We start from the raw sequence: 21,383 nt of genomic DNA, 5'->3' as shown, positions 1-21,383 counted from the left end.
AGAAGGTATCTGCAGAGGTCTCCATGCCCGGAGGAAGGCAAAGAGGGAGCCAGGAACAATTTCCCGGCCAGAACTTAAGGGAAGCGGACCTGTAAGCCGGGTTCTGTACTCCCCGAAGGAAGTGATGACCATTTCTCTGGGATCGCCGTTACCGACAACCTCTAGCAGCCTACCCGGGGATCAAGTGAGGCGGGCCACCTCTCTCCCCCTATTTGGCCTTGCTCCTGGCGGGGTTTACCCTGCGACTTTCGTCACCGAAAGCCCGGTGAGCTCTTACCTCACCATTTCACCCTTACCGGCAAGCCGGCGGTATCTTTTCTGTGGCACTATCCGTGGGATCACTCCCCCTGGCCGTTAGCCAGCGCCATGCCCTGTGGAGCCCGGACTTTCCTCGGACCGAAGCCCGCGGTCATCCAGTCCGCTTCCGCTAGATTATAGGGAATCGAGTGCCTGATTGGCAAGGGCATCAGCACGGGAGTTTTCCTTGCGGGGAACATGGGAAAGGGTCCAGTGGCCCAATTTCGGGAGAAGCCCGGTCAAGTGCTGATGCAATGGGCGCAGGCCTTCGTTCTTGACCTTGTAGCGGCCCTCCACCTGTCGCACAACAAGCTCGCTGTCCATGAAGATGTCCACGCGGGAGATGCCCAGTTCCAGAACTCTCTCAATTGCGGCAATCAGGGATCGATACTCCGCCTGATTGTTCGTCAACTTGCCCAAGGCAAGACCTTCGCCGAAGACTTCTTCCTCTCCATCCAGAATCAGGTAGCCCAGTGCCGCCTGCCCCGGGTTGCCCCGACTGGCTCCATCGCAAAAAACGCGGTAGTTCCCACCTGCTTTCACGGAAGCCGGAGCGGCTGCAGGAAGAAAGGACTCCAGAGACTCTGCCAATTCGATGCACTCTTCTGCGAGAAGCCCGGACTCCTCCCGAAACCTCTTTCCAGAACTTTTGCTTCGAAGAAAATTGACCAGTTTCTTCAGGGAATCGGGCTTCATGAATCCCCCTTGATGATCAGTCGTCCGCAGCTCTCACAGACCATCACCTCACCATGTTCCCGGATGTTGAGGACATCCTGGGGTGTGAGCCGCTGCCCGCAGCCGCCGCAGGAGGAATTGACAAGGGAAGCAATGGCCGTCCAGGAGAGCCCCGAATAGATCCGGCTATAGCGTCTTCGCAGGGACAACTCCAGGCTCTCCAGAATCCTCTCGCGCTCCACAGAAATTCGCTTTTGGTCTTCGAGGGTTTCCTGCTGTCCCCGCTCCTGGCGATGCAGTTCCTCTCTCAGCTCTGACTTTTCATCCTCCAGTCGGCCCTGCCGGAGCTGCCCCTCTCTTTCCATCCTCTCCAGAGTCTCCATGCTTTCCATCAGGAAAGACTCCAGCTCTTCTTCCTTCTCCTCGAGAAGCTTCATCTCCTTGGAAAGTGCCCGGGAAGCCTCCAGGGAGAGAATCATCTTCTCCTTCGCCTGAAGTTCCCGAACCCGGGAGCGATTGGAATTGGAGTCCCTTTCCATCATGCGGATATTCATGGAAAGTTCCTCGATCTCTTCCAGACGGCGAGACTCTTCGGCCTTCAGGCGCATCTGGTCAGCAAGAATTGCTGCCCGGCTCTTGGGGTACTCAAGAACCCGTTTTTCCAGTCGCTGCAGAGCCTGGTCCACCAGATAGAGAGGAAGAAGGTGATGATCCATTCAGTCTCCTGTCGATAAGGTGGGCCCACCAGGACTCGAACCTGGGACCAAACGATTATGAGTCGTTTGCTCTAACCAACTGAGCTATGGACCCCTTTGAAATGGCTTTCTCCGACCAGGCAACGAATCCCCGGGGATCCGGTTCCGCTAGAAATTCTCAACATAACCCTTGAGCTTGCGGGCACGACTCGGGTGCTGAAGTTTCCGAATAGCCTTGGCCTCAATCTGACGAACACGCTCGCGGGTCACCCGGAAAATGGTTCCCACCTCTTCAAGAGTCCGAGGAGTTCCGTCTCCCAGGCCGAAGCGCAGTCGGATGACTTTCTCTTCGCGTCGGGTGAGGGTGGAAAGAACATGCGTCAGACGATCCTCCAGCATGGAGTGGGCTGCGACCTCGGCGGGGCTTCGGATTCCCACATCCTCGATGAAGTCTCCGAGATTGCTGTCCTCGTCCTCACCGATGGGGCGATCCAGACTGACCGGCTCCACCCCCGCGCGCATCACGGCCTTGACCTTGTCCAGGGGGAAGTTCAGAAAGTCAGAGACCTCCTTCTCCGAGGGATCACGACCCAGATCCTGGGTGAGTTTGCGCTGGGCGCGGTTCACCTTGTTGATGGCTTCTATCATGTGGACGGGAACCCGGATCGTGCGAGCCTGATCGGCAATGGCACGGGTGATGGCCTGGCGGATCCACCAGGTGCCATAGGTGGAGAACTTGTAGCCCTTTCGATAATCGAACTTGTCCACGGCACGCATCAGGCCGCCATTGCCCTCCTGGATCAGGTCCAGAAACTCAAGCCCGCGGTTCGTGTATCGTTTGGCAATGGAGATCACCAGCCGGACATTGGCCTCGATCATTTCCTTCTTCGCCTGTTGCGCTTTTCTTTCGCCGTCATCCACGCTCTCCAGCACCACTTTCAGTTCCTCGTGGCGGATCCCGGATTCCTTTTCCAGTTTCCGAAGCTTCCTGAGAAGTGTGCCCTGCTTGTCGGAAAGATCCTTCAGGGAGTCATAGGTCCACTTGCCCTTGTTCTTCAGTGTGATATTCCGCCAGCCACGCTCATCCATGTTGTTGAGCGTGTCCTTGAGCTCCTTGTATTCCAGACCAAGAAACTTCTCGTAATGTCGGAACTGCTGAACCGGTTCGTTTAGAGCCTGAAAGCTCACCCGAATCTCGCTCACCATCTCATCGATCTGGCGGGGCTGCAGATTCATCGAATGAAGCTGACTGAGCCACTTCTCTCGCCGGGTGTTCAATGCCTTGCTCGCACTGTTCCTTGATCGATCCGTTCTGGCCACCTTCAGTTTCTGATCCCAGGCGTGGATCTCATCTTTCAGCTTCTGGACTTTCTTCAGGTTTCGCACCACCGCATTGCGGTCCTGTTTCTCGGGAGTGTGATGTTCCTGATAGCTGCCCGTATCCACCTGCACAAGATCTTCCACCCGCAACTCACTCGCTCCGAGTTGCCGGATCTTCTCCTGAACATAGCGGTCAGAAAGAGTGGAGAGGAAGAGAGTCTCCAGAACCTGATGCTTGCCGGACTCGATGCGCATGGCAATGTCGATCTCGCCCTGGCGATCCAGAAGGGGAACCTTTCCCATCTCCCGAAGATACATCCGGACGGGATCGTCGTAGCGCATGCTCTGCTGAGCGGCCTGGTTCATTTTCTCGGACAGCTTGCGCTGCCGTTCCTCGCGGGCCTTCAGCTTTGACTTGGCCTCTTCCTCCGAGTTGAAAATCTCCAGATTGAGTTCATCGAGTCTGGAGTAAACGAGATCCACGGCCTCGATGTTGAAGTTGTCGAGAAATTGCTCGTAGATGTCATCATAGAGAAGAAAACCCTTTTTCTCGGCAATCTTCTTCAGGGCAACAATGATGCGACTGGTTTGCGCCTTGCTCAATCCCGGGATCCCTTCTGCTTCAGGGTTTCGTCCAGATCCGATTTTAGAAGCCGGATCTTTTCTCCAAGGTGGCGCCACTCCTCGAGGAGTTCGCCGGGAATCGATTCTCCCGAAACTTCCAGCGCCTGAACCCGGCCCTGAAAATCCCGGTTTCGCTCCATGAGAACTCGCAAGCGAATCCTCAGGGAAGCTGCTTTCGCCCAGAGTCCCAGCCCGTCGCCGGGAGGTGGGAGAAAGGTCAGTTCGTGTACCCGATGGGCAGAAGCTTCATCGGGGAAAAGCTGGTCCAGTTCTTTCGCCTCGGGGATTCTCCCGAGTTCTGAAAGAACGGAGAAGATCCGGGCGTAGATGGGATCAAGAAAGTCGTTCCGGTCCAGGATCTCAAGCACCGTTTCTCTTTCTCTTCCCTCATCGAGCAAAGCCCGAAGAATCTGCTTCTCCTCGCCGCTAGCCACTTCCAGGCTGTCTGTCGGCTGTTCTTCCTTTTCCCGGCGAGGTCTTCTCTCATTTCGTCGATCCTGCCGGAGAGTCCGGCGGAGAGTATCCTTGTCCACCCCGAAAACGAGAGAGAGCTTCTCCAGTTGGGTTTCCAGCCGTAGATCCTTTTCCGGAAAGCGAGAAAGCACTTCCAGAACACTGCGAACGGCTCTCTCCTTCTCTTCGGGACGATCGCCACGACTGCGAACCAGTTCCCGCATGAACTCATAAAAACCCGGCGCCTTCCGGATCCTCGCACGAAAGGACTCCGCTCCGTTCTTGCGGATCTCCGAATCGGGGTCCTCCCCGGGATCCATGGACGCAATCACAGGTTCGATGCCCGCAGTGATCAAAACCCCGGCCGCCTTGACGGCGGCTTTCAAGCCTGCGGGGTCACCATCGGTCACCACGCAAACCTTCTCCGAATAGCGCTTCAGCAGTCGGGCCTGGTTCTCGGAAAACGCCGTCCCGCAAACTGCCACGGCAAGCGGGATGCCCGCCTGATGGAGACTGATCACATCGAAGTAACCCTCCACCAGCACTGCGAGCTTCGCCCGTCGTATCTCCCGCCACGCCCGATCCAGCCCGTAGAGAATTGACTTCTTCGTATAGACCGGACTGTCTGGCGAATTGATGTACTTGGGCAGCGTGTCGTCAAGAACCCTGCCGCCAAAACCCAGAACTCTCCCGGCCACCGAGCGAATCGGAAAGAGAACCCTTCCCCGGAAACTGTCGTAGCAGCCAGGACCGGAACTCTTTCGACGAACCAGTCCGAGTTCCAGAACCTTCTCCACGGGAAAGTCCTGCTTTCCCAAATGCTCATGGAGTTGTCGCCAGCTCTGCCCTGCATAGCCAACTCCGAATTCCTCAATCGTGGTCTTGCTGATTTCCCGGGAGCGAAGATAGTCCCTCGCCCCTGCAGCCTGAGGGCTTTCCATCAGGGCGCGCTGGTAGAACTCTGTGCTGGATTCATTGATCCGGTAGTAGGCGTCCTTTCGCTTTTCGCCCTTGCCCCAATCGGAGCCGGTCTCGACCTCAATCCCCGCCCTTTTGCCCAGAAATACCACGGACTCCGGAAAAGAGATTCCCTCCATCTCCATTACGAAAGAAAAGGCATCTCCCCCCTTGTGGCAACCGAAACAGTAATAATTCTGTCTTTGCGGATTTACATTGAAACTGGGGGTCTTTTCCTGGTGAAAGGGACAAAGCCCTTGCCAATTGCTTCCGCTGCGCCGGAGTTTGACATACTGACCCACGACCTCGACCATTTCCGTCGCATCCCGGATTCGTTCCTTGAGTTCCTGCCTGCTGGGAGATGGGCTCATGAGTTCTCCAATATAGGCCCATTTTGCTCATCTGCCAAGTTTGCGCGCGTCACGCCGCTCCCGCCCTGATTCTGGTCTGCCAGGCGAAAATCCCTCACACGGTGATCGGACTGGAGGAACTGGCGAACCTCTTGCCGCAGAACTCCGCGACCCTTGCCGTGAAGAATCTCAATAAAAGAAAAGCCGGAGAGTTGGGCAGCATCGAGGAAGGAGTCCAGAGCCTCCCGGGCCTCCAGAGCCTCATAGCCCCGAAGATCCAGACGAAAGGAGTCCAGAGAGGATCCCGGAAGACCCAGGCCCCAGGAAGAGTCACGCTGGCTTTCCTCCCTTTCCTCTGCTGATTCCGGAAGCTGAAGAAGCTCCTCCCGGGAGACCAGCACCGGAAGCCCGCGAAGAGAGATCCTCACCTTGTCTTCTCCCAGAATCTCCAACAATTCGACAGGCTGGCGGGTGGAGGACATGAGGTACTTCCCACCCGGATGAAGTTCGACGGGAAGCGAATCTTTGGGGGCACTCTCTTCCTCAGTGAGTTCTTCCTCCAGACGGGCCAGCTTCCTGCGACCTTCGCGAATCTGTTCTTTCGCCGCAGAACTCTCGCGGATCTCCTGAACGGCAGCTTCAAACTCGCGGCGAGCCTGCTCCAGAAAACTCTCCCCCCGGCGACGAGCCTCCGCAAGGATCCTCTTCTCCTCCTTGCGCGCACCCCCCATTTTTCCCTCGTAGTCCGATTCCAGTTTCTCAAAGCGGCGACGATGGGACTCGGCTTTCTGCCGCTCCTCTCTTGCCTGAATTCTCTCTTCCTCAAGAGCCATAAGCAGGGAATCCATCTTTCTTGACTCAGAGCCGAGGAGTTCTCTCGCGCGCGACAGAATGGAGGCATCCAGGCCCAGCCTTTCCGCCGTGGCCAAAGCCCGACTGCTTCCCGGAATGCCGTGAACCAGAACATAGAGGGGGCATTTTCGGTCGGGATCAAACTCCATGGCCGCATTTCCGGCACCCGGCACTTCTTCTGCAAAACCCTTCAGTGCCGCAAAGTGGCTGCTCGCCAGAACTCGCGCACCTTTTTCCATCCACTGCTCCATGCAGGCGCGCGCCAGGGAAATTCCCTCTTCGGGATCCGTGCCGTCCCCGATTTCATCCACCAGAATCAGGCTGGAAGGCCCTGCCTCCTTGCTCATGGTGATCAAGTGCCCGAGATGAGCACTGAAGGTGGACTGCGAATCCTGCAGGGACTGCTCGTCGCCGATGTCCACAAGAAGCGAATCGAAGAGGGGAAGAAGACAGCCATCATCGGCCGGAAGAGGAGCCCCGATCTGGTTGAGAAAGACCATGAAGCCCAGAGTTTTCAGAACCACGGTCTTCCCGCCGGTATTCGGCCCGCTGAGAAGAAGACAGCGGAGATCGCCCGGCAGCTCCAGATCCAGGGGGACCAGTTCCTTGCCGGTCTCCAGATAGCGCCCGAGAAGTGGATGCCTTGCCCGGCAAAGACGAACCCTGTCGCCTTCCCGGTCTGCCCAGGATCGGGGCTCGGAGCCATTGGCTCTTGCGATCGCCAGCGGAACTTCCAGTCGATGGAAACGCTCCGTCTGCGCCTCGATCTCATCGGACAGGCGGCGAAGCCTCTCGCTCATGTCTTCCAGAATGCGTGCGATTTCCTCCCTCTCGCTGGCCAGTTGCCCGGCCACCCGGTTGTTCAGTTCCACGGTATCGAGAGGTTCGACAAAGAGAGTCTTCCCGCTTCCGCTTTCGTCATGAACAATGCCCGGAAGCGTGGAGTGATGTTCCCGGAGGACGGGAATCACCAGGCGGCCGGAGCGAAGGGTGGGCCGAAGATCCTGCCCCGGGAAACGGGTCTGAAGGAGATTCCCCAGAGTATCGCGAACCCTGCTTCTGGACTCCGCAAGATTCCGGCGGGTTCTGGCAAGAGCCGGAGAAGCCTCGTCGAGCACTTCCCCCTCGGCACTAAAACTTCTCTCCCAGAGACGGGCCAGTGAGGACAGATCCTCTTCGCTTTCTCCCAGATTCCGGAAAGGATGGTCTTCCTCCAGAGTGGAGAGAAATTGATCCATTCTCGCAAGGGCGTGAAGGGTTCTGGAAAGTTGATAGAAGTCGGCCGCCCCGAGGCAAAAGCCCGGCCGACGACAGAGTTGCAAGAGAGCGGCCGGGTCTTCCAGACCCGAGAAATCGGGCAGACGGTCTTCTTCCAGAATCCGGAACCAGGCGGCCAGCACGCTTCTTCGTGATTCGAGTTTCGCGGAATCGGAAATGGGACGAAGCGCCTTCAAGGTCCTGCGGCTTCTCTCCAGAAGGGCTTCCCGGGAAACAGAATCCAGCCAGAGGTCAAACTCGAGAACCCGGGAGGCGTGATCCACTGCCAGAGCTGCAGGGGACCGGGTCCATGGCATCAGGCCCCACCTCTCGGCAGACCATCGGGAAGGCTGGGGAGGGTGTCACGGAAGTGGTGGAAAAGTGCCGGAGCGGGAACCCGAAGGAGATCGTAGATCAGCAGTTCCCGATCACTCATCTCCGGAGAGATGGCCTCATAGAGACCGGCCAGATGGATCAGGTTCAGAAGAACGCTGATCACCAGAACAGAAATCAGAAGCCCCGCAAGGGCTCCCACCAGGTGGTCGGCCCAACCAAGAGGAGTATCGCCGATCAGGCGGTCCAGCAATTTCGACAGAACGACAAAAGAACCGGTCACCAGAGCAAAGGAAAGAATATAGAGAACCAGTCGCGGAAGAGGTTCAAAGAGAATCTCCGGAAGCCAGGGTTCTGCCATGGAAACAAGAACCGGAGACAGCCAGATTCCCATGACAATGCCCGCCAGTCGAAGAACTCCGCCGACAAGGCCGCTACGGTATCCCCGCCAGAGACCGAAGAGCAGAATCAGGGCCACCAGAAGATCCAGAAAAAGTACCGGCCTCATGAGGACAGTCTCTCTTTTACCAGAGAGGAAACAAGAGAGCCCTCCGCACGCCCCGCAGTCCGTAACATAACGAGCGTCATGACGGCCCCCATGTGTTTCATTCCGGAAACATCCAACTCACTGACCACTCCATCCACAATGTTGCGGACTTCCTCTTCCCCGAGAGCTTCGGGCAGGTATTCCTTGACGAAAGCTTCCTCGGCCAGCTCTTTCTCGGCCAAGTCCAGGCGATCACCCTTGCGGTACTCCTCGGCAGCTTCCTTGCGCTTGCGGGCGTAGCGAGCCAGAATCTCCAGACCTTCGGCCTCGTCGAGATCCTCCCCCTTCTCAATGTGGGCGTACTTCAGGTCACTTCGAAGCATCCGGATCACTCCGGTCCGAAGCCGGTCCCCTTTCTTCATGGCCGTCTTCAGATCTTCCATCAGGCGTGCATCGAGATTCATATCGCCCCCTGAATAAGCTACAAGCTCTTGGAAATCAGTCGATTGCGAGAAAGACGAAAGAGTATAGAGTCGCTATCCGAATCTGTCAAACCTTCGCAGATCAGTTCTTTGTGCCGGGAGACGGGACTCGTTTCGACTGAAGTTCGTCCAGTCTTTTGAGGAGTTCCTTTTCTTCCTTTTCGGGCTTTTGTGGTGTCCAGATAATCAGGCGGACAATGAGATTCCCATGTACCCGGGAGTTGAGCTGAGGCAGCCCCTTGCCGCGAAGCCGGAAGAGTTCATGAGTCTGGGTTCCCGCAGGAATCTTGAGCAAGGCCTTGCCGTCGAGAGTCGGCACCTCGATCTTACCTCCAAGAGCCAGAAGCCCGACAGACACGGGAAGTTCCAGAAAGAGGTCACTTTTCTGCACCCTCTCGAAGAGATCGTGTTCCCCTACCTCAATCACCACGATGACATCTCCTGCAGGGCCTCCCCGAAGCCCCGCTTCTCCCTGCCCTCTCAAGGGGATGTAGTCTCCGGTGGATACTCCGGGAGGAACTTTCACGGTCAGGGTTTCCGTCCCCTGCACGCGGCCCTCGCCCTGACAATCGCCACAGGGAGACTTGAGAACCTCCCCTTCACCATGGCAATCCGGGCAGGCTCGCACATCGACGAACTGCCCCAGAAGGGTGCGTCTTACCGTTCTCACTTCCCCGGCACCCTGACAGGTGCGGCAGGAGCTCGGACGGCTCCCCGCCTTCCGCCCACTTCCCGAACAGGTTTCACAGAGGACATTCTTGCGGATCTTCACGGTCCGGGTCACTCCGCGAAAGACTTCCAGAAGGTCAAGCTTCAGGCGAACGCGAAGATCCCGACCGCTTCGGTCGGGGCGGGATGAACGGCGCCGGCCTCCGCCGCCGAAGAAGGAGTCGAATCCTCCGAAGTCCTGCATGAAGCTTCGCAGAGCCTCTTCCAGATCGATACCGCCCCCGCCAAAGGGAGAACCACCGCCGAAGCCCTGCCCCGAGACACCCGCATGCCCGAACTGGTCGTAGGCCTGCCGCTTCTGGGGATCCTTGAGAACCTCATAGGCCTCCGTGGCCTCCTTGAACTTGTCTTCCGCAGAAGGGTCATCGGGGTTGCGATCAGGATGATGCTGCATGGCCAATTTCCGGTAGGCCTTGCGAACCTCGTTCTCGTCCGCAGACTTCCCGACTCCCAGAACCTCGTAATAATCCCGCTTGTTCATTCTCCGGCCACCGCAACCTTACTCGGGCGCAGAAGACGCCCGTCCAGAAGATAGCCCCGCTGGATTTCCTGAATGATTTTGCCCTTCTCCTCTTCCGAAGGAATCTGCATAAGAGCCTCATGAAAATGGGGGTCAAAGCTCTTGCCCTCGGCCTCGATGATCTCGACCCCCATATCCCCCATCAGTTCCTGTAGCCTGCGATGAACGAGCTGAACTCCTTCGCGGAGGGACTCTCCGCCGGACTCCTCCTGGACAAGAGCCCTTTCCAGATCATCGAGCACCCCCAGAAGCGGAAGGACCAGATCCCCTTTTCGCTGACTGCTCTCCAGCTTCATGCTTCTTTCCCTGCGGCGAAGGACATTCTCTTTCTCGGCCAGACTTCTCATCAGTTGGTCTTCCTTCTCCGCCCAGGCCGCCTCCTTCTCTGCGAATTCCATCTCCAGTTTGCTGCGAAGGTCCTTCAGCTTCTGTGCAGAGTTCTGTTTCGTAGACTTCCGGACTGCCTTCTTGGACGCCGGCTTTTTCTTGGTGTCGGAACTGCTTGTCGTCTTCTTGGGATTCATCTCAACTCCACTTCCGGGAGAGATCGCCGTCCCGGGAAATCCTGCGTGCAAGGCCATCCAGAAGGCCCATCACCAGGGAATATTCCATTCTCACGGGGCCAAGTACCCCGAAATAGGCTGATCGATCCTCCTGGTCGATGCGCGTAGCGACCAGACTAAAGGGGCTCAGAAGTGCCAGACTGTTTTCACGACCGATGAAAACCCTCACCTTGCCGGGATCTCCCAACTGCCCCTGAAGGTAAGGCCCGATCGGAGCCGAATCGCGAATCACATGGATCAGATCCTTCAGAGCCAGGGGATCCTCGAACTCAGGCTGCTCCAGAAGCTCTTCCACACCGCTGATCTGGCAGTCTTCGGGAGTTTCTTCCTCACCGGGCGAGAAAAGAAAAAGGCGGATCCCAAGGACATGGCTCAGCCGACTGAGAAGATCCAGAGACTGGTCGAGTTTCTCCTGCAGATTCCCGTCGCGGAAATCCACCTCCGCATCAAAGAGAGAGTCGAGGTCCCGGTGGCACTGCCCGGGGCGCACCACTTTCTCCACGAAAACCCGATATCCGAGTTCCGTGGGAACCCGCCCTGAACTGCGATGCGGGCGAAAGAGCCAGCGAAGCTGTTCCTGTTCCGAAAAGATGTTGCGAACCGTGGCCGAACTCCAATGATGGCGGAGATCCCGGGCCACGACTGCCGAACTGACAGGTTCTGCCGTATCCGTATAGATCCGGATTACGGATTCCAGAACCCGCAGATTGCGGTCATCGGGCATTTCATAAGTTCGGAAGTCCATTCCCTGCTTATCCTTGGCTTATTCCCCATTTCAAGTAAGGGAAGGAAAGAGAAGGTGTCAAGTATTCAGACGGGAGAGGATTCCGTCCATGCGGATCCAGCCCTCTGCACTGAGGCACCAATGCCCATCTCGCAGGGAAGCCCAGCCCTCGTCCCGGAAGGAAGCCAGAAGCGCTTCCTTGTCCTTCAGAAGCGGATGCCTCGCCGCAATACCGCGATCGGTTCTCAAGCCCAGAAGGAGTTCTTCCAGAGTTTTTTCCTCTTTGCCCCGCTTGTCGGGCAAGGGAGAAGGGGACCTCCCGGCCAGAAGTTCCTTCTGCCAAAGCTCCAGATCCGCCGGCCAGCCGAAACGCTGCCCCCCCAGGCAGCTGTGCGCAGAAGGTCCCAGTCCCATGTATTCCCCGCCCTGCCAGATGCTTTCATTGTAGGCACAGCGTTTTCCGGGAAGAGCCCAGTTGGAGACCTCGTAATGCTCATAGCCGGCCTTCGCAAGCCTCTCATGGGCCCAGAGATAGCAGGTAGCCCGGAAATCCTCCCCCGGATCCCACTCCGGATGCTTCTGAAAGACCTTGCGCAGGGGAACGGGCTCGTCGAGCTCCAGGGTATAGAGAGAAAGATGCTCCGGAGAGTAATCCAGAACCTCCTCCAGGCTTTCCCGGAAACTGCCCTCCGTCTGCTCTGGCAGACCAATGATCAGATCCACGGACAGGTCCAGTTTCGATCCGGAGGCAAGAGCGAGAGCCTTTCTCCCCTTCTCAGGGCTGTGGCCACGAGCCGAGCGTTTCAGTTCCCGGGCTGAAAGGGACTGAAGGCCCAGACTGATTCTGTTCATTCCCGAGGATTCCAGGAACTCCAGAAGATCTTCCCCGAGGTCCTCTGGATTGCACTCCATCGTGCCTTCTGTGTCCCCGGACAGGCAGGGAGCAAAAAAACCCAGAAGGTCACGGAGATCTTCCCGGGGAAGCCAGGAGGGTGTGCCCCCTCCGAGGTAAAAGGCATTCAGGGGAAGGGAAGGAAGGCTGTCTTTCCGAAGAAGGAACTCCCTCTTCAGGGCTTCCAGGTAGCGGGGGTCAGCCTTCCTGGTCAGGAAGTAGAAATTGCAATAGGTACATCGATGGCGACAAAAGGGAACATGCACATAGAGCGAGAGGCTCAATGGATCAGATCCCCGATTCGGTCCAGTCGCGGGAAGTTTCGTTTCAGGTTCCATGAGAAGTAGATGAAAACGGCCTTTCCCTGAACCGTATCGCGCCAGTTCTTCGTCCCCACATAGCGGCTGTCCTTGCTGTTGTCCCGATTGTCTCCGAGAAGGAAGATCTCGCCCTCTGGAACGGTCACGGGACCGAAATCCCGCATGGACTCCCTCTGAGGACGAGCCCCGTAGGCGAACTTTACATAGTTCTCCTCGACCCTCTCTCCGTCTCGATAAAGAATGCCGCTCTTCAGTTCCAGGGTTTGACCCTCCACGGCAACACAGCGCTTGATGTAATCCTGCTTCTCCCCGCTCGGGCGAAAGACAACGATGTCTCCGGGGCGGGGTTCACGAAGACCTGGCAGACGAATGTCCGTAAGGGGAATCTTCGAGCCATAGAGAAACTTGTTCACAAAAAGGAAGTCCCCGACCAGAAGCGTGTCCTCCATGCTTCCGCTGGGAATGTGAAAAGCCTGAACGACGAAAGAGCGGGCCAGGAACACCATGACCAGGGCCCAGACGATGACATCCAGTATCTCACGAGCCCAGTGCTTCTTCTTTTTCTGCTTCTTCTTCCAGAGCATCATCTCTCCACTTTCAGGACTGCGAGAAAGGCTTCCTGGGGAATCTCAACATTCCCCACCTGCTTCATACGCCTCTTTCCTTCTTTCTGTCTCTCCAACAGTTTTCGCTTACGGGTAATATCGCCCCCATAGCACTTCGCCGTCACGTTCTTTCTCAGGGCACTCACATTGCAGCGGGCCACGACACGCGATCCGATCGAAGCCTGAATCGCCACCTGAAAGAGCTGCCGTGGGATCTGCTCCTTGAGTTTGCGGGCCAGCCGGTCACCCCAGAAATGAGCCTGGTCCCGGTGAACAATGGCACTGAGTGCATCCACGGGGCTTCCATTGATGAGGATCACGAGTTTGACCAGTTCGCTTGCTTCATGCCCGCTGTACTCGTAATCAAAACTCGCATGCCCCCGTGAGATATTCTTCAGACGATCGTAGAAGTCAACCACCACTTCCGAAAGCGGCAGACGGAAGTGAAGTTCCACCCGCTTGCCATCGAGGTAGTTCATGCCCTCCTGAATACCTCTTCGTTCCATACAGAGTTTCATCAGGGGGCCGACATAATCCGCAGGCGTATACACTGTGGAGCGCACATAGGGTTCCCTGATTTCTGAAATCTCTCCCGCCTCGGGCATCTGGGCCGGATTGGAGACGAGCAGTTCGCTTCCGTCCTTGTGGCTCACCTGGTATTCCACATTGGGCAAAGTGGCGATAATGCCCAGGGAGAACTCCCGCTCCAGGCGTTCCTGCACGATTTCCATGTGCAGAAGCCCGAGGAATCCCACGCGAAAGCCAAAGCCCAAAGCCGTACTCGACTCCGGTTCGTAGCGAATCGCCGAATCATTGAGTTGAAGCTTTTGAAGCGCTTCGCGCAGCATTTCATAGGAATCGGCATCAAGGGGGTAGAGCCCGCTGAAGACCATGGGCTTCACTTCCTTGTAGCCCGGCAGGGCCTCGGGGAAATCCTTCCCCGCATCGACTACCGTGTCGCCCACTCGTAGATCCCGGATCTGTTTTGCCCCGCTGACCAGATAGCCCACCTGACCGGAGTCCAGACTGGGGCTTTTCTGGCGAGACAGGACGAAGTTGCCCGTCTCCTGCACCTCGTAGTCCTGACCGGTTGCGAGAAAACGGATCCTGCTCCCCGTCCGGATCTTCCCATCCACCACCCGAACGGTCGCCACCGCTCCAAGATAGGGATCGTATTGGGAATCGATGATCAGGGCTCGGAGCGGAGCATCCTCATTGAGCTTCGGGCCCGGCAAGCGCCGGGGGACGGCTTCCAGCACTTCCTCCACACCCAGCCCGGTCTTCGCGCTGACTGCCATAATCTCCTCTTCCTCGATTCCCAGAAGCTGGGCCAATTCCTCCCGAACCTCCTCGGTCCTCGCTCCCGGAAGATCGATCTTGTTGAGAACCGGAAGAATCTCGAGATCGCTCTCCATGGCGAGATAGAGGTTTGCCAGAGTCTGGGCCTCCACTCCCTGAGAAGCATCCACGACAAGAATGGCGCCCTCACAGGCGGCCAGACTACGACTCACCTCGTAACTGAAGTCCACATGGCCGGGGGTGTCGATCAGGTTGAACTCCCAGAGCTCTCCTGCATTGTCCTGATACTGCATCCGGATCGGATGACTCTTGATGGTGATTCCCCGCTCTCTCTCCAGTTCCATGCTGTCGAGAACCTGCTCCTGCATCTTGCGTTCTGCAAGCGTATCGGTCAGTTCCAGCATCCGGTCGGCAAGGGTGCTTTTGCCATGATCGATATGCGCAATGATACAGAAGTTTCGGATATTCTTCATGGGATCTAGAAACTCAGGCCAAGTTGGAGACCGACCCGCTCATCGGGGCCGAGTATCGGAAGGAGGGTCAGGCCCTCGATTTCTTCCATGTCGAAAGAGGAAAGGTGGGAGTAGTCGTAGCTGTCCATGAAGGCAAAGACCATGACGGCTGCAAGAGTCCATCGCCAGTCCACGCTTTCCTCATGAGATCTCACCGAATCCGCCTCTAGCTGCTCCGGAGTTCTTCCTCTCCAGATTTCGCCCTCCGACAGCGAATCTGCATGCCGGCGGTAATTCACCGAACGCATTTCCTCCCGGACGATATTGACCAGGCAGAGGGTTTCCAAAGCCATGTAAACGGCTGTGCGTTTCTTCCCGCCAGTGTAGAGCTGGCCCAATCCGGGGAAGAGGGCCGTGGAGGCCATGGCAACACGGGAATCCAGACGCAAGCTATCCTCCGCGGAAGTCGATTCTGCGGAGGAAGACATGGCCGGCAACAAGGCAAGCAGAAGGAATATGACGGTGCTTTGTTTCATAGAAAAATGGCGGGAATGCGTGGGAATCGAACCCACCCCGGAAGCTTCTAACTCCCGGCAGAAGGATTTGAAGTCCTCGGGGCCCACCAGGACCCATCCACTCCCCGATCATTGGTAACTACACACGCCCGGACGCATTGCGCAAGGAGGATGATGAAATCCGTCAATTCAGAAGAACATTCAGGCGCGGGCAATGGCCTCGATTTCAATCAACACGCCCAGTGGCAGGGCGGACACTTCCACGGTGCTTCTTGCGGGCGCGGGACCCCCGCCTTCGAAATAGCAGGCGTAAACCTCATTGAAGGTCTGAAAGTTCTTCATGTCGCTCAGGAAAACCGTGCACTTGAGCAGGTCTCCGTATGCGAGTCCGGCGGCTTCGAGGATGGCTCCCAGATTCTTCATGACCTGGTGGCTCTGCTCCTCGATGCCGCCCTCCACGACTTTCCCCTTTGCAGGATCCAGGGGAATCTGCCCGGACGTAAAGAGAAGACCCTCTGAGAGAATCGCCTGGCTGTAGGGTCCGATGGCCAGAGGGGCCGAGTCGCTGGAGATTGCCTGGCGTTTCATCCCTATTCCACCGTAACGCTCTTGGCGAGGTTGCGGGGTTGGTCAACATCACAACCGCGAATCACGGCGATATGGTAGGCCAGCAACTGCAGGGGAATCACCGTAAGAAGCGGAGAAAGGAAGTCCACGGTCTCCGGAATGCTGATCACATGATCGGCCAGCGCCGCTGCGTTCTGGTCGCCCTCATTGGTCACGGCGATAATGCGCCCGCCCCTGGCCCTGACTTCCTCCATGTTCCCGAGGATCTTCCGGCTGCTCCCGCCGCGGGGGCTCACAAAGACCACGGGCATGTTCTCATCGATCAAGGCAATGGGACCGTGTTTCATTTCTGCTGCGGGATAACCCTCGGCGTGAATGTAGGAGATTTCCTTGAGTTTCAGGGCCCCTTCCAGCGCCACCGGATAGTTGATGCCACGGCCCAGATAGAGGAAGTTGTTCACATCCGCATAGATCTCGGCAATCTCGCGGATCTCCTCATCCTTCTTCAGGATCTGGCTCACCTTATCGGGGATGGCCTTCAGTTCCTGAACCATTTCCTGTCCCTGACTGAGAGACATTCCGCGCTTTCTTCCCAGAAGGAGCGTCAGGATTGCAAGCACCGTAACCTGGCTGGTAAAAGCCTTGGTACTGGCGACTCCAATCTCAGGACCCGCATGAATGTAGACCCCGCCTTCACTTTCACGGGCAATGGTGGATCCGACGACATTGACGATGCCGAGAGAGCGGGCGCCCTTGCGCATTCCTTCCCGCATCGCCTCCAGTGTATCAACCGTCTCGCCGGATTGGCTGATGGACCAGGTCACCGTATTCTCGTCGAGGACGGGATTGCGGTAGCGGAACTCCGAGGCGTATTCCACCTCTGCCGGGATCCGGGCCAGTTCTTCAATCATGTACTCGCCGATCAACCCTGCATGCCAACTGGTTCCACAGGCGAGAAAGACAGCCCTCTCCATTGCCTGAAGCTCACTCTGGCAGGAAGCCAGCCCGCCCAGCTTTGCAAGACCCTCTTCCTCGAGTAGGCGCCCGCGGAAGGCATTGGCGATAGTCTCGGGCTGCTCAAAGATTTCCTTGAGCATGAAATGCGGATAGCCGCTCTTTTCAATGCTCTCCAGATCCCAGGTCACTTCCTGGATTTCCTTTTCCACCGCTTCATTGTGAATGGTCTTCGTCTTGAAGGTCTGGGAATCGAAGGTCACCATTTCCCGATCATCGAGATAGATCACCTGCCGGGTGTGGGCCAGAATCGCGGCAACATCGCTGGCGAGAAAAAGCTCGCGGTCGCCGATGCCGATGACCATGGGGCTTCCATTCCTTGCGCCTACCATCATCTTCGGATGGTCGTGGTGAATGACTGCGATGCCATAGGTTCCTTCCACGCGAGCCAGGGCCATCTGCACGGCCTTTTCCAGATCTCCCCGGTAGTGGAAATCGATCAGGTGGACCAGGGTCTCCGTGTCCGTGTCGGTCGTGAACTCATAGCCTTTCTCCGTGAGAAATCGTCGAAGGGCCTGGAAGTTCTCGATGATTCCGTTATGGACGATGGCAATCTTGCCGGAGGCGGAAACATGGGGATGGGCGTTCTGTCGGCTGGGAACCCCGTGGGTCGCCCAGCGGGTGTGTGCGATTCCGGAGACCGAGGGATACTCGCCCCCGTTGAGCCTCGTCTGCAGGGAAGAAATCTTGCCCTCTTCCTTGACCACCTGAAGGGTGCCGCCGTTCTGAAGGGCAATCCCGGAGGAATCATAGCCCCGGTACTCCAGACGCTTGAGACCTTCAATCAGAATGGGCAGAGCAGGCCGCTCTCCAAGATATCCTACGATTCCACACACAGTTACTCCATTCGATGGCCTGATTATCCTACAAGAAGCAGCCTAGGTCAAATGCTTGCGGACAAGTGCTTCCACGGCATCCAGTTGCGAAGCAAGCCATATGCCATCGGAGGATTCCCCGATGATCCTCAAAATGGCTTCGGTATTGGAAGCTCGCACATGAAGCCAGCCTTCTTGCTGATCGCTGCGAACCCCGTCCCGCAAATCCAGTTCCCCGGCCAGGTGCTCCTGGAGAAATTCCTGCAACTGAGCCGGAACTGCCGGCTTGTTCAGGACGATTTTCCGCTTTTCCATGGTGTAGGCAGGAAGTTCCGCGGCCAGTTCGGAGAGTTTCTTCCCGGACTGGGCCATGGCCGACAGAATGAGAGCCGCCCCGAGAAGTCCATCGCGACCGGCATGAAGTTCGGGAAGGATCACGCCTCCGTTTCCTTCGCCCCCGATCAGGGCTCCGCTTTCCTTCATCAGGGCAACCACATGCGCCTCCCCTACTGGAGAACGCTGGCAGCTTTGCCCATATTTCGCGGCCACATCTTCAATCATGCGGCTGCTGGAAAGATTGGCGGCCACGGGCCCCGGTTTCAGCGACAGGTAGTAGTTCGCGCTCAATGCCAGAGTGTATTCCTCGCTCAGCACCTTCCCCGTTTCGTCCACCAGAACCAGCCGGTCGGAATCAGGATCCAGGGCTATTCCGAGATCGGCCTTCTCTGAAATCACCGCTTCGGAGAGATCGCCAAGGTGGGCCGGCGTCGGCTCGGGCTCGTGGGGGAAAATCCCGCTTGCGTCACAGTAGAGCGGGTGAACTTCCACGCCCAGAGATCTGAGAAGCTCCGGCATGACCTTGCTGCCCGAAGCATTGACGGCATCCACCACGGCCTTCAGGCCGGAGCCGGCGATCTTCTCCCCGCAAACGGTGTCCAGCGCAAGAATGGAGTCGATATGGTGGCGGTCGGCCGCCTTCCATCGCTCGTAGCTTCCCAGATGCTCGTGGCCCATCCAATCAAAGGAGCCTTCTTCCTCCAGAACAAGCACGGCTTTTCCGTCTTCGGGGGAGAGAAAATTCCCGTCGGAATCCAGGAACTTGAGGGCATTCCAGGGAGCCGGGTTATGGCTGGCCGTTAGCACGATTCCACCCACTGCATCCTTCGCCTTTACGGCCATGGCACATCCGGGAGTGGTCGACAAGCCAAGGTCAATGGTGTCCAGGCCACAGGCGGAAAGCACGGCCTTCACCAGATCGGTGAGCATGCGACCGCTCGGACGGCCATCACGGCCGATGACCACCGCTCCGGGCCCCTGCTTTCTGCGGCACCAGGTCGCATAGGCCGCCGTATAGCGAACGAGATTTTCGGGGTGCAGGCTCTCGCCAATCACACCCCGGATTCCGGAAACACTGACCATCAAGGGCATCATCACCGTCCATGAAAAAAGGGCCGCCCCGGAGAACAGCCCAGCGTCCCCGAGCGGGGAAAGGGAGCTGGTGCACGGATTTGAACCGTGGACCTACGCATTACGAATGCGTTGCTCTACCTCTGAGCTACACCAGCGCAAACCCTATATAGATTCGAATTCGCCGGAAAGTCAAGCAGGAGACAGGCAATGGTACATTCTTCGCAAGGAATTGACGGGAACCGAGGCCCTCTTCCAGGAGATCCATGAAAGCTATCCTGCTTTTGCCGCTATTTTTCGTCCCCCTTGCGGGCTCCCCGCCGGAGAGAGTCCCCAGTCCATTGCCGGACAATGGCTTTCCTGAGTTCCCTCGAGATGGAGCCGACCTGATCCTGTCCTGGGACGATGGCAGTTTCGAGGCTCTGGGAACAAGTCCCGACTGGACCGACGAAAGCGCCGTCAATGTGGAATTGCCAGCGGGAGGCCCCTGGCGACTGGAATCTGTCCACTTCTTTCTGAAGGGACAGAGTGAGAAAGCCCTGATTTTCCGTTCGGTATCAAGCCCGGGCAGCGAACCTTCTGCCCTGATCGACTCCACGATCCACTTTCTGCCCCCCGAAGAAGCCGCCTGGATCGAAGTCGATGCCAGCAGTCTGGACTGGGTACTTGAAGAAGGGGATCTTCTGTCAGCTGGCTGCCGTTTCGATGGAAACGACGACGGAATCGGACTGGATGAAAGCTGCAGTGAGGGCTTCTTGTGCGGCCCATTCTGGTCCTTCTGGAACGAGGGCTGGACTCTGGACAGCGATTACGGTTTCAACCTCGGAATCCGCGTGCAGTTCAGCGATGTCTGCCCGGACTCCCTGCCCCCAACCCTGGGCTTCATTGCCAGCGATCCCCTGGGAGACCCGCCCTACCGTTTCACGGCAAGTGCCGAGGACGAGAGTCCCCTGAGCCTCAGCCTTCAGATCGGAGAGGGAGTGTTTCCCGGCACGGAAACGGAGCCCGGATTCTGGGAGTTCATGGTGGAGAGTGCAGACTACTTCGTGGAAGGCGACAACACCGCCACGGTCACGGCAGTGGACGAATGCGGAAACCTCCGCTTCCTCAGCGACCTCTTTCAGTGGGGAGAGACTCCCACAGAGGGAATGAGTTTTTCATCCCTGAAAGCCCGTTTCTGAGCCTCAGGCGATCAGCCCCAACTCTGCCAGCTTGGCCCGCTTCTCTTTCAACTTACCGGCCAGTTCCAGAAGAGTGGTCTCCCGGAACATGCGGAAAATCTCTTCCTTGATCGGCTTCCAGTCATCGTGAATCGGACAGACGACCTTGTCATCACAGGGATTGATCCCCAGAATGCAGGTAGTGTCCCACTGGCTGATTGCATCGAAGGCGTTTACGATCTCATAGAGATAGACCTGGCTTGCGGGTTTCATCAGGGTGAAGCCGCCGCGAGGTCCCCTGAAGGAGCGGACCAGTCGAATCCGGGTCAGGACCTGCATGGTCTTTGCCAGAAAGTGGAAGGGGATTTTCTCCGCATCGGAGATATCCTTCAACTGAACAGGCTGGTCTCCCCCTTTTTCGGCCATGTGAACCAGGGCCCGAATGGCATATTCACTTGCTCTGGATAGAATCATCGCATCCCCCATTCCCCGCATCTGGATATTGAAGTCCTGAATACTGGAAAGCTATCAGGGCAAAGGAAAGCTGTCAATGGGGGAAAAAGAAAGGGAGGGCACCGAAGTGCCCTCCCATCAAATCAGGAAACCCTGCTAATCCTGGTAGGGATCGCAGTTGTCGATACAGAACTCCATCACCGTGTAATCTGAGCGGTTGCCCGACGTGTCCTCGATGATGACACCGATACGGGTAAGGCCTCCCATTCCGGTCAGGTTCTGTTCAGCGGTCCAACCATCACTCCCGTCAGCATCCACCGCAAAGGGTGCATCATTGGGAAGCGGCCAGCCCATGTCATGCCAGTAGAACTCGACGGAGGACACACCATCGTGGAAGTCCAGCGTCGAGATCTCCACGGTGATGACCGTTTCTACACTGGAGTCAATGATCTGCCCGGGCACTGGATAGAGCCACTCATCAAGGGCAGGATCCATTTCATCGGCCACGGTAAATTCAGTCACACCGCTTTCGAAAGCATTGCTGTTCCCGTTCTCATCCAGCACTT

20 protein-coding genes, 3 tRNA genes and 1 other RNA gene are annotated in these 21,383 nt (G+C 57.3%); 1 reads left to right on the top strand and 23 read right to left on the bottom strand.

Annotation, left to right across the window (positions count from 1 at the left end; translation table 11 throughout):
- Nucleotides 1-76: 76 nt before the first annotated feature.
- The 21 genes from rnpB to QGH30_09320 form a co-directional block, all read right to left on the bottom strand.
- Nucleotides 77-425: RNase P RNA component class A (rnpB, locus tag QGH30_09420), an RNA gene on the bottom strand.
- Nucleotides 426-432: 7 nt separating this feature from the next.
- Nucleotides 433-993, bottom strand: coding sequence for a ribonuclease HI family protein (locus QGH30_09415; GenBank protein ID MDP7022553.1), 561 nt, complete (start codon nucleotides 991-993; stop codon nucleotides 433-435).
- A complete protein-coding gene (locus QGH30_09410; GenBank protein ID MDP7022552.1) occupies nucleotides 990-1,688 on the bottom strand; it encodes a C4-type zinc ribbon domain-containing protein in 699 nt (232 codons plus the stop codon). Before QGH30_09410 ends, QGH30_09415 begins: the two co-directional genes overlap by 4 nt.
- Nucleotides 1,689-1,708: 20 nt before the next feature.
- Nucleotides 1,709-1,782: transfer RNA gene (locus QGH30_09405), tRNA-Ile, on the bottom strand.
- A gap of 53 nt (nucleotides 1,783-1,835) precedes the next feature.
- Nucleotides 1,836-3,590 (bottom strand): RNA polymerase sigma factor RpoD, encoded by a 1,755-nt coding sequence (rpoD, locus tag QGH30_09400; protein MDP7022551.1) that lies wholly within the window; start codon nucleotides 3,588-3,590, stop codon nucleotides 1,836-1,838.
- Entirely contained in the window at nucleotides 3,587-5,392 is a 1,806-nt protein-coding gene (gene dnaG, locus QGH30_09395; GenBank protein MDP7022550.1) for a DNA primase, read from the bottom strand. Before dnaG ends, rpoD begins: the two co-directional genes overlap by 4 nt.
- A complete protein-coding gene (locus QGH30_09390; GenBank protein MDP7022549.1) occupies nucleotides 5,389-7,797 on the bottom strand; it encodes a Smr/MutS family protein in 2,409 nt (802 codons plus the stop codon). Before QGH30_09390 ends, dnaG begins: the two co-directional genes overlap by 4 nt.
- Nucleotides 7,797-8,321 carry a CvpA family protein gene (locus QGH30_09385; GenBank protein ID MDP7022548.1) on the bottom strand — a complete coding sequence of 175 codons (525 nt, stop codon included), beginning with the start codon at nucleotides 8,319-8,321 and terminating at the stop codon, nucleotides 7,797-7,799. Before QGH30_09385 ends, QGH30_09390 begins: the two co-directional genes overlap by 1 nt.
- A complete protein-coding gene (locus QGH30_09380; GenBank protein MDP7022547.1) occupies nucleotides 8,318-8,764 on the bottom strand; it encodes a GatB/YqeY domain-containing protein in 447 nt (148 codons plus the stop codon). Before QGH30_09380 ends, QGH30_09385 begins: the two co-directional genes overlap by 4 nt.
- A gap of 100 nt (nucleotides 8,765-8,864) precedes the next feature.
- Nucleotides 8,865-9,992, bottom strand: a complete 1,128-nt coding sequence (gene dnaJ / locus QGH30_09375) for a molecular chaperone DnaJ (protein ID MDP7022546.1) — start codon at nucleotides 9,990-9,992, stop codon at nucleotides 8,865-8,867.
- Nucleotides 9,989-10,555, bottom strand: coding sequence for a nucleotide exchange factor GrpE (locus QGH30_09370; GenBank protein ID MDP7022545.1), 567 nt, complete (start codon nucleotides 10,553-10,555; stop codon nucleotides 9,989-9,991). Before QGH30_09370 ends, dnaJ begins: the two co-directional genes overlap by 4 nt.
- A 1-nt stretch (nucleotide 10,556) precedes the next feature.
- Nucleotides 10,557-11,339: a hypothetical protein gene (locus QGH30_09365; GenBank protein ID MDP7022544.1), complete on the bottom strand. Its 783-nt coding sequence runs from the start codon at nucleotides 11,337-11,339 to the stop codon at nucleotides 10,557-10,559.
- A 57-nt stretch (nucleotides 11,340-11,396) separates the two neighbouring features.
- On the bottom strand, nucleotides 11,397-12,494 hold the full coding sequence (locus QGH30_09360; GenBank protein ID MDP7022543.1) for a coproporphyrinogen-III oxidase family protein: 1,098 nt from the start codon (nucleotides 12,492-12,494) through the stop codon (nucleotides 11,397-11,399).
- Nucleotides 12,491-13,114: a signal peptidase I gene (gene lepB, locus QGH30_09355; GenBank protein ID MDP7022542.1), complete on the bottom strand. Its 624-nt coding sequence runs from the start codon at nucleotides 13,112-13,114 to the stop codon at nucleotides 12,491-12,493. Before lepB ends, QGH30_09360 begins: the two co-directional genes overlap by 4 nt.
- The gene (lepA, locus tag QGH30_09350; protein MDP7022541.1) at nucleotides 13,114-14,907 is read right to left on the bottom strand and encodes a translation elongation factor 4; all 1,794 of its coding nucleotides are present in this window, start codon (nucleotides 14,905-14,907) and stop codon (nucleotides 13,114-13,116) included. Before lepA ends, lepB begins: the two co-directional genes overlap by 1 nt.
- Before the next feature lie 5 nt (nucleotides 14,908-14,912).
- The gene (locus QGH30_09345; GenBank protein MDP7022540.1) at nucleotides 14,913-15,335 is read right to left on the bottom strand and encodes a hypothetical protein; all 423 of its coding nucleotides are present in this window, start codon (nucleotides 15,333-15,335) and stop codon (nucleotides 14,913-14,915) included.
- A 94-nt stretch (nucleotides 15,336-15,429) separates the two neighbouring features.
- Nucleotides 15,430-15,527, bottom strand: a tRNA-Sec gene (locus QGH30_09340).
- Nucleotides 15,528-15,602: 75 nt separating this feature from the next.
- Entirely contained in the window at nucleotides 15,603-15,989 is a 387-nt protein-coding gene (locus QGH30_09335; GenBank protein MDP7022539.1) for a RidA family protein, read from the bottom strand.
- A 2-nt stretch (nucleotides 15,990-15,991) separates the two neighbouring features.
- A complete protein-coding gene (glmS, locus tag QGH30_09330; GenBank protein MDP7022538.1) occupies nucleotides 15,992-17,818 on the bottom strand; it encodes a glutamine--fructose-6-phosphate transaminase (isomerizing) in 1,827 nt (608 codons plus the stop codon).
- A gap of 42 nt (nucleotides 17,819-17,860) precedes the next feature.
- The gene (glmM, locus tag QGH30_09325; GenBank protein MDP7022537.1) at nucleotides 17,861-19,228 is read right to left on the bottom strand and encodes a phosphoglucosamine mutase; all 1,368 of its coding nucleotides are present in this window, start codon (nucleotides 19,226-19,228) and stop codon (nucleotides 17,861-17,863) included.
- A 62-nt stretch (nucleotides 19,229-19,290) separates the two neighbouring features.
- Nucleotides 19,291-19,362: transfer RNA gene (locus QGH30_09320), tRNA-Thr, on the bottom strand.
- Nucleotides 19,363-19,470: 108 nt separating this feature from the next.
- Here QGH30_09320 and QGH30_09315 point away from each other — a divergent pair.
- A complete protein-coding gene (locus tag QGH30_09315; protein ID MDP7022536.1) occupies nucleotides 19,471-20,385 on the top strand; it encodes a hypothetical protein in 915 nt (304 codons plus the stop codon).
- Nucleotides 20,386-20,388: 3 nt separating this feature from the next.
- Here the strand turns inward: QGH30_09315 and QGH30_09310 are convergent, their stop codons facing one another.
- Together QGH30_09310 and QGH30_09305 are read right to left on the bottom strand one after the other, a co-directional pair.
- Entirely contained in the window at nucleotides 20,389-20,838 is a 450-nt protein-coding gene (locus QGH30_09310) for an Rrf2 family transcriptional regulator (protein MDP7022535.1), read from the bottom strand.
- 135 nt (nucleotides 20,839-20,973) lie between these two features.
- Nucleotides 20,974-21,383 (bottom strand): hypothetical protein (locus QGH30_09305; GenBank protein MDP7022534.1); only part of this gene is annotated, 410 nt, incomplete at its 5' end.

This window comes from Candidatus Krumholzibacteriia bacterium, assembly GCA_030748535.1.
In the GTDB taxonomy this organism is placed as follows: domain Bacteria; phylum Krumholzibacteriota; class Krumholzibacteriia; order JACNKJ01; family JACNKJ01; genus JASMLU01.
Note: the sequence above shows the minus strand (reverse complement) of the source record. Positions and strands in the feature narration are given on the sequence as shown.